The following is a 6,787-nucleotide window of genomic DNA, read 5'->3' as shown; positions in this document are numbered from 1 at the left end:
GGCTCACGCGCCGGTCAGTACTGGGTGGTGACGGTGACGCCGCTGAAGGCGGTCTTGCCGTAGAGGGTGATGTAGCGGTAGCCGGCCGTGGTGTTGGTGACGGTCACGGTCTGGGTGGTGCCGCTGTTCGTGGAGGAGGCGGCGTAGTCCGTGTTGGAGGCCCAGCGGTCCGGGCTGTAGTAGAGGTAGGCGGTCCCGGTGCCGCCGGTGGTGGAGACGGTCAGCGTGGTGGTGCCGGCCGGCATGTAGATGTACATCTGGTCCGAGCTTCCGGCGCCGGCGGAGCGGCCGGTGCGGAAGCAGTTGTAGTCCAGCTTCCGGGCGTCGGGGTCGGTGCAGGCCGCCGGTGCGGCCGGCGCGGTGACGGTGACGGTCCGGGTCGTGGTGGCCGTCTTGCCGTTGCTGTCGGTGACGGTGAGGGTGACGGTGTAGTTTCCGGCAGCGCGGTAGGACTTCGCCGGGGAGGCCGCGGTACCGGTGGTGCCGTCGCCGAAGTTCCAGGCCCAGCCGGTGATGCTGCCCTTGCCGGCGGTCTCGGTGGAGCGGTCGGTCAGCTGGACGTTGAGGTCCCGCACCGTGGCGTCGAAGGCCGCCTTCGGGGTGCCCGCGGTGAGGCAGGTGTCGGTGGCGCAGGTGTCGACCCACCTGGTGAAGTCGGCGTCGTAGGCGGTGCCGATGCCGTTGTAGTACGCGTAGGCGCGGGCGTAGTCGCCGGTGCGGAAGTAGCCGAGCATGGTCTGGACGACGCTCGGGTAGCGTTCGATCATGTAGCGGGCGGCCAGGTAGCCCCAGTGGTAGGTGCGGACGACGTCGCTGTTCAGGTACGTGCTCTGGAGCAGGGTGCTGAGCGCGTAGGTGTGCTTGGGGGCCAGAGAGACCGCGTTGAGGTCGGTGACGCCGCGGTAGGTGTAGGAGACGTACTCGGCGACGCCCTCGATCCACCACAGGTCGGGGACGCTGGTCTGCTGGGTGAAGTCGCCCTTCATGTCGTAGCGGGCGTCCAGGACGTGGGCGTACTCGTGGTTGAGGTTCCAGATCCGGGCGGTGAAGCCGTTCTCGTTCGGGTGCCGGTACATGAGGGAGACCGGCTGGTTGGCCGGGTCGCTCGGGGTCCCGGTCAGGGTGACCCCGCCGTTGTTGGTGTTCGCCTCGTACATCGCGCCGGCGTAGGTCTGGTAGTCGGCCTGGCTCGCGAAGACCACGAGTTGCACGGACGACTCGTACTGGCCGGGGATGGGGCCGTTGTCGCGGACGAGGCCGTGGAAGTACGCGTCCTCGCCCTTGAGGTCGGCGCAGACGGCGGCGAGTTCGGCCGCGGTGAGGTCCTGGGCCAGGACGGTGAGGGTGGCGTTGCAGGTCTGCCTGATCGGCAGCACGGCTTTGGTCAGCCGCTGCTTCAGGTCGCAGACGCCGTAGTAGGAGCACTGGTCCTTGTCGAAGAAGGCGGCCGTGTTGGCCGTGCCGACCCACAGCGGGGCGGTGGGGCCGGTCATCGACGAGCTGTCGAGCAGGGCCTTGGCCAGCGGGCGGATCCTGGCCTGGAACGCCGGGTACTTGACGAACCGGGTCAGCTCGATGCCGGCGTTGGAGACCAGGAAGCCGGGGTAGGTTCCGAGCAGGTCGTGGTGGGTGCGGGTGAACGCGTCGAGGGTGTCGACGATGCCCGGGTCCGCGGTCACCGCGTCGACGAAGGACTTGCTCTCGTGTCCCCGGTCCAGCGCGGAGAGGGCGCTGTTGACGTACGTGAGCAGGTTCTTCGAGCTGTCGTACGCGCTGGTGTAGCCGTTCAGCACCTGCCGGTAGGTGTTCAGGTAGCGGCCCTGCTGACCGGCGCTGTCGGTGAGGATGATGACGTCGTTGGCGACCTGGCCGTTCGCGTCGGTGACGTCCGCGGCGTGCGGGCCGGCCAGGAAGGCGTCGATGCCGCGCGTCACGGCGGCGGTCAGCGTCGCGTCGTAGGGGCCGACGTGCGCGAGGTCCTTGTCCTGCACGTAGTAGCCCGCGCGCAGGTACAGGACGACCTGCCAGGTGGCGGCGGAGTTGTCGCCGGGGTAGGAGGCGGCGGCGCTCTGGAAGGCGTCGGCCATCGTCGCCATCTGGCCCTGGCGGAACAGGGCCGAGGCGTACGGGCTTCCCGCGGTGTAGAACAGCGAGCCGATGCACTGGGGGGTCGAGGCCTTGACGTAGGACACCAGGGCGGCCCCGGTCCTGCCGGCGAAGTCGGCAGGGGTGCACGACTGGGCGGTGACCGGCTCCGCCGCGAGCGCGCGCGGTGCGGCCTTGGCCAGGCCCTTGTCCGGGCCGGTCTCCGCCGGCGCCGTGCCGGACAGCGGGTTGACCAGCGGCAGTTGCGCGGCCGTGAGCGGGCGGGACTGCGGAGCGGCGGGGCTCTCGGGATCGGCGAACGGACTGCCGGGAACCTCCGACGAGCTGCCGGAAGGCTGATGCGGGCTGGCAGCGACCGGTGCGGGGGTGACCGGCGTGGGGGCGGCCTGGCTCGGTCCGGCGGATATGCCGAGCAGGACGGTGCCTGCCGCGGCAGATGCGGCCAGCAGCCTGGACATACGTGAGAGCGGACGCATCGTCTATTCCTTTGTGGGGGAAACGCGAACGGAGCGCCACGGACGTGGGGACGTGGGAGGTATCCGAAGCGTGTGACGCACCGTCTCACAAGATCGGCGGGGCTATCAATAGGGTGTGACATGTCACCTGTCTCGGGTTCACCTCTGCCGAGAACGGCGGCCCTGGCACACCAGGGCCTGGCAGGCGAAGCGGTGCAGGCGAAGCGGTGCACCCGCAGGGCAACCGTCACGGGCCGCCCGCAGCTGGGCAGATCCGACGGATAGCGCAGGTAGGAGCCGTGCACCCGCTCCGACCACGTCCCGCAGTCCGGGCATGACGCACCCGGAGCAGCCACGCGGGCGGCGATCCGCACCACCGCACCGGACGCTTCGGCACCGAAGACCTCCGCCGGAGGCAGCGACGGGAACAGCAACTCGCCGAGCCACGACCACGATTGCGACACAGCCGCCGAATGTCGGCCAGCCAGGTGACTCGGCCGACCAGTTCTGGACGATCTCCAGGCCCCGCCACCGCCCAGGATCCGCCACCCAGTGTCACCGGTCACATAAGCCGAGCCAGACCCTACTTCACCCCGGTGAAAAACTCCCGCTCCGCCCTGGCTGACCATGGGCTACGACGTGCACATCACTCGGCGCGAGAACTGGTGGGATGAAGAGGAACAGGACATCAACGCGGCGGCATGGGAGGCCGTGGTCGCTGACGATCTCGGCCTCGCGATGGCCCCGATGTGGTGGACCGCCGGCCGGATCGTGTCCAAGAACCCGAGCAATGCGGTGATCGCGACGATGTGCCAGGTGGCGAAGGTGCTGAACGCGCGGGTTCAGGGCGACGACGGCGAGTACTACGACGCCTGACTCGTACGGCCACCGAGAGATGATCAAGGGTTGTGTCGACTCTTGAAGATCGTGCGGTGGCCGCGAGCCGTAGCGTAGACCCTGCTCGATGGCGGGCCTTGTTCGACCAGGCCGTGGCTCGGATCGCGGGCGTGTTCGGGCGGGTGGAACCTCGCGCCACCGCCCGCGCCTATCTGCTCGGGTTGCTGTCCGGCAGCGAGCGCAAGAACTGCTGGCAGCTCGCGGAGCACGCAGGCCACGCCCGTCCCGGACCGATGCAGCGGCTGCTGCGGACTGCCCGCTGGGATGTGGCCGAGGTGCGCGACGAGGTCCACCGCTACGTCCTGGACCACCTCGGTACCGGTGACGGGGTTCTGGTCGTGGACGAGACCGGCTTCCTGAAGAAGGGCCGCGGTTCGGCAGGCGTCCAGCGGCAGTACACCGGAACCGCCGGACGCATCGAGAACAGCCAGGTCGGCGTCTTCCTCGCCTACACCTCCGGCAGGGGACGAGCGTTGATCGACCGTCGGCTCAACCTGCCCGAGCACACCTGGTGCCAGGACGCCGAACGACGCCGCAAGGCCGGAGTGCCCGACGACATCGTCTTCGCGACCAAGCCCCGGCTCGCCCTGCAGATGATCGTGGCGGCGCTGGATGCCGGAGTGAGCACATCGTGGGTAACCGGCGACGAGGCCTACGGCCAGGACCCCGGCCTGCGGGCCGGACTGGAGGCCCGCGAAGTCGGCTACGTGCTGGCGGTCTCCTGCGCGACCAAGGTGCGGATCAACCAGGGCCGCACCGCGATCCGCGCGGACGGGGCTGCTGATCGCCTGCCCGCCTCAGTCTGGCACCGGCAAAGCGCCGGTCCCGGGGCCAAGGGTCCCCGCTACTACGACTGGGCCTGGGTGCACATCGGTACCGGCGACCACCGTCACCTGCTGATCCGCCGCAACCCCACCACCAACGAACTCGCCTTCTACCTGTGCTGGTCACCCCAGATCGTCCCGCTGTCCGAACTCGTACGAGTCGCCGGCACCCGCTGGTGCATCGAAGAATGCTTCCAGGCGGCCAAGGGCCAGGTCGGCCTGGACCACTACCAAGTCCGGAACTGGACCGCCTGGCACCGGCACGTCACCCTGGCCATGCTCGCCCTCGCGTTCCTGGCCATCGCCGTTCAGGACGCGCGGCCGACCAGACCTGCGGATCCGAACCGCCCGGCCCGAAGCCGAGAGTTGGTCGACCTGACCGTCCCGGAAATCCGCCGCTTGATTGGCACGCTGTTCAGCCCCGTCATGTCCCTGCGTGCACTCCTGCACTGGTCGAACTGGCGCAGAAGCCACCAAGCTTCGGCACGTCGCAGCCACTACCGGCGGCGACTCTCCGTCCCCGCAGGCACGTAGATCGCGAAGTCGCACTGGAGTACTAGGCGGGCGAGTTGCCGCAGCGCGTGGTACACCAGGAGCATCCCGCGGACCTCCACCACGCGGGGCACCGCCCGGCCGTCCGCCGGCTCCGTGGTGTGCGGGAAGAAGACGACATCCTTCGATCACTGGCGCAGCAGCAGCGCTTGGTGGACCGCGCCGCGGTGGGTGCCCAGAACGCCGAGCGGATGGTCGCGAACTCGTAGCCGTGGCAGTACAGGCAGTGCAGCACGTCATGGCCCCAGCGATGGGCAAGGCCGGGCAGTGCGCGCGGCCGTGGTCCCGGTGCACCACACTCAGGCCACCGAAAGCCGAAGGACGTTCGGTGCCGCACGGCAGCGACTGCGGTCGGCGCAATCACGTTTTCCCGGAAATGGCAACAAGGCTTGCTCCCGTCGTGGCGCCGCTTGCAGCCTGGCAGCGGAGGTGGTCGCCATGGGCGACGTGACGAATCGCGGGACGAACAATGTGATGAACAGCCTGCCGGATGGCTGGGGGAAGGATGACTCCGACCACGACGACGTGGTGGCGGCAGAGTGCGTCGGCGGCGTGGAGATCCGCGCGATCGCCGAAGGCGAGATCGCGGAGTGGGACAGGGCTTTCAGGCTCGGGTTCCTGCGTCCGCACGTGGGGAGCGCCGAGGAGTCCTGGCGGCTCCGCTACGAGCCCGGGCGGCTGCTCGCCGCGGTGGACGGCGGCCGGCACGTCGCCACCTTCCGGAGCTTCGACGTCGAACTGACGGTGCCCGGCGGGGCCACCGTACAAGCGGACGCGGTCACGAACGTCACGGTGAGCGCCACCCACCGCTGGCGCGGGCTGCTCAGCCGGATGATGTCCCGGGACCTCTCCGCTGCCCGCGAGCGCGGGGTACCGGTCGCCATCCTGATCGCCGCCGAGTACAACATCTACGGCCGCTTCGGCTTCGGCCCGGCCACCCGGGGTCACGGCTGGAACATTGACCTGCATCGCACCCGCGGCCTGCGCGAGGGCCTGCCCACCGTGCCCGGCGGCCGGATCGACTTCCTCACCACGGAGGAGCTGCGCAAGGTCGGCCCCGAACTGCACGACCACTGGCGACTCGGCCAGCCCGGCGCCATCGCCCGCGACGAGTTCTGGTGGAAGCTCTCCACCGGTGAGATCACGGTGCCAGGCTTCGGCGACTGGAAAGAGCCCTTCGCGGCCCTCCACCGGGACGCCGAGGGCAACGCCACGGGTCTGGTCGTCTACCGGATCGACACCAGCTGGGACGGCAGCTACCCGAACTCCACCCTCACCGTCGTCGACTTCCTCGCCCACGACCGCGCCACCGCCACCGCGCTGTGGCGGTTCGTCCTCTCCGTCGACTGGGTGCGCACGGTCGTCGCCGAGAACATCGGCCCGGACGACCCGCTCCCGCTGCTGCTCCAGGACCCGCGCGCCGCCACCCCGCACGTGGACAACGCCGACTTCACTTGGCTACGGGTGCTCGACGTCGAAGCCGCCTTCAATGCACGGACCTACGGCGCGCCCGGCCGGATCGTCCTGGAGGTCGAGGACCGCGACGGTTACGCCGCCGGACGGTGGGCCATCGAGACCACAGCCGACGGCACCGGCCACTGCGCCCGCACCACCGACCAGGGCGACCTCGCACTCGACGCCTCCGCACTCGGCACCCTCTACCTCGGCGGCGAAACCGTCCCGCGACTGGCCGCCGCCTCCCTCGTCACCGAACTGCGACCGGCCGCGGCCACAGCCGCTGACCTGCTGCTACGCACCCCGCTGCTCGCCTGGAACCCGGACAGCTTCTAATACTGCAACCGCACTTGGTCGTGGTTGACTTGGCGAGTGATTGATCTTGGAGTGGGGCAGGTCGAGAAGTGGAAGGCGGCGCTGGCGGGGTTGCACGCCCGCTTCGCGTCGCGCTTCACCAGATCGGAGCCGCGCGGGCGGGCGCTGGAGTACATGGCGGGA

4 protein-coding genes and 1 pseudogene are annotated in these 6,787 nt (G+C 69.5%); 3 read left to right on the top strand and 2 right to left on the bottom strand.

Features of this window, described 5'->3' with window-relative positions:
• Positions 1-14: 14 nt before the first annotated feature.
• Positions 15-2,564 carry a collagenase gene (locus ACFU7Y_RS37090; protein ID WP_380770995.1) on the bottom strand — a complete coding sequence of 850 codons (2,550 nt, stop codon included), beginning with the start codon at positions 2,562-2,564 and terminating at the stop codon, positions 15-17.
• Between the two features lie 224 nt (positions 2,565-2,788).
• Positions 2,789-3,190 (bottom strand): annotated as a pseudogene (locus ACFU7Y_RS37085) (transposase family protein); the annotation flags it as partial.
• Between ACFU7Y_RS37085 and ACFU7Y_RS37080 the strand changes: the two are divergent.
• From ACFU7Y_RS37080 to ACFU7Y_RS37070, 3 genes are all read left to right on the top strand, one after another.
• On the top strand, positions 3,189-3,437 hold the full coding sequence (locus ACFU7Y_RS37080; protein WP_380770994.1) for a hypothetical protein: 249 nt from the start codon (positions 3,189-3,191) through the stop codon (positions 3,435-3,437). The pseudogene ACFU7Y_RS37085 and the gene ACFU7Y_RS37080 overlap by 2 nt on opposite strands.
• A 113-nt stretch (positions 3,438-3,550) precedes the next feature.
• A complete protein-coding gene (locus tag ACFU7Y_RS37075) occupies positions 3,551-4,816 on the top strand; it encodes an IS701 family transposase (protein WP_380770993.1) in 1,266 nt (421 codons plus the stop codon).
• Between the two features lie 456 nt (positions 4,817-5,272).
• Complete coding sequence (locus ACFU7Y_RS37070) at positions 5,273-6,625, top strand: GNAT family N-acetyltransferase (RefSeq protein ID WP_380770992.1); 1,353 nt, start codon at positions 5,273-5,275, stop codon at positions 6,623-6,625.
• Positions 6,626-6,787 lie beyond the last annotated feature (162 nt).

Origin of the sequence: Kitasatospora sp. NPDC057542 (assembly GCF_042801945.1) — a bacterium.
Classification (GTDB): Bacteria; Actinomycetota; Actinomycetes; order Streptomycetales; family Streptomycetaceae; genus Kitasatospora.
The sequence above is the reverse complement of the archived record's forward strand: the minus strand, read 5'-3'. Positions and strand labels throughout refer to the sequence as shown.